At 45.1% G+C, this 1,724-nt stretch carries 2 protein-coding genes; both read left to right on the top strand.

Features of this window, described 5'->3' with window-relative positions; translation table 11 throughout:
- Positions 1 to 479 (top strand): RNA-guided endonuclease InsQ/TnpB family protein (locus ABFX15_RS03820; protein WP_346024178.1); only part of this gene is annotated, 479 nt, incomplete at its 5' end.
- 188 nt (positions 480 to 667) lie between these two features.
- The gene (locus tag ABFX15_RS03815; RefSeq protein WP_346024177.1) at positions 668 to 1,603 is read left to right on the top strand and encodes a 2-dehydropantoate 2-reductase; all 936 of its coding nucleotides are present in this window, start codon (positions 668 to 670) and stop codon (positions 1,601 to 1,603) included.
- Positions 1,604 to 1,724 lie beyond the last annotated feature (121 nt).

The raw sequence follows: 1,724 nt of genomic DNA, 5'->3' as shown, positions 1-1,724 counted from the left end.
CTTTCTTCGGAAACGGACGAGCAAACAAAGTTATTCGCCGAAAGTATAAGAAGCTCAGACGGGAGTTAGGGCAGAAAAAGAAACTGAACGCTATTCGGACACTCAATGATAAAGAAGCGAGAATCATGCAGGATATTAATCATAAGATTGCCAGACACATAGTACGGTTTGCGAGAGACACGAACTGTGGCACCATCCATCTGGAGAATCTTTCCGGCATTCGCCGGACCTCAAGACAAAGAGGAAAACACACAGCGATTCTGCATAACTGGACATTCGCTCAACTAACAGACTTCATTGAATATAAAGCAAGAGAAATCGGTATCGTTGTTAAAAAGGTCAATCCAGAGTATACCTCTCAGACTTGCCCGACATGTAAGGCCAGAAATAAAGTAACCGACCGAATGTATCAGTGCGGGTGCGGCTACCGGGGGCATCGGGATAGAGTAGGAGCTCTGAATATCGCCCAAACAACCTAACTCATATGGTCACAGTATGAGTGCCCATGGAGCTATAGGCTCTGCCATGGGAGGGGTGATGGCACACCCTTAAACTTAAGGCTTGAACAAAACAGAAATGGCCTGCGTTCGACAAAGCACTTAAGAATCCCACTGCTTTAGCTGTGGGAGTGTCAACAGCAGCTAACTAGTAGAAGGGGATAAGATTGATGAATATAGCAATTGCAGGATCGGGGGCGCTTGGATGCGGATTCGGATATATGCTTCAGAAAAATGGACAAAACGTGACGCTTCTAGATTATTGGGAAGACCACATTGAAGCAATCAGAAATAATGGACTGACTGTTTCAGTAAATGGGGTAAAAGGGACACTTCCAATGACTATTGCCAGGCCGGAAGAAGTATCTGGTGAAAAGGATGTTATCTTTGTATTCACGAAGGCGATGGGATTGGAGAAGATGATGACTCAAATCAATCATCTCATCGGTACAAAAACAAAAATCGTCTGTCTGTTGAACGGATTAGGACACCTTAAAACTCTTGAAGCATTTGTCGACAGACGAAATATAATAATGGGAACGACTGTCTGGACGGCTGGGATTATTGCCCCAGGTGAAATACAGCTGAACGGGAATGGCCCAGTTGAGCTGCAGAACAGCCATCCTGAAGAGGAAGAAGCCGCACGTGTCATAGTCAATATACTCAAGGACAGCGGCCTTTTCGGAGAATACAGCAAGAATGTCAAGTACACGACTTGGAGAAAAGCGTGCATCAACGGCACGATGAATGCCCTGTGTGCACTGCTGGATGCATCGATCGATCAGCTGTTTAAATCGCCGTCTATCGATTCCTTGCTCAACGGAATCGTTGACGAATTCGCAGCTGTGGCAAAAGCTCAAGATGATATCGAAATCGACAGAGATGAAATGATTCACTACCTTAAAGAAGTGGCATCTCGTCTGGGATCGCACTACCCGTCGATGCATCAGGATCTCTTCAACCGACGTCCGACAGAAATTGATTATCTGAACGGTGCAGTAGTGGAGGCAGCCGAAAAGTACGGAATAGAAGCTCCCCATTGCCGCCGAATGACAGATCTGATTCATGCAAAAGAAGCTGTTCTTGGGATTGAAACAGGCAGATAAAGTGTGCAGATCAGTCGGTCTGATCACGTAGCAACTTACGAAAAGAAAGCGCTATGTGTAAAATAGTTGTCGGAAAGTAAAATAGTAGGGCAAGAAATTAAAGTAGACAAAAAGAAAGAAG

Source organism: Alkalibacterium indicireducens (assembly GCF_039522005.1).
In the GTDB taxonomy this organism is placed as follows: Bacteria; Bacillota; Bacilli; order Lactobacillales; family Carnobacteriaceae_A; genus Alkalibacterium; species Alkalibacterium indicireducens.
This window is presented reverse-complemented; position numbering and strand designations above follow the sequence as displayed.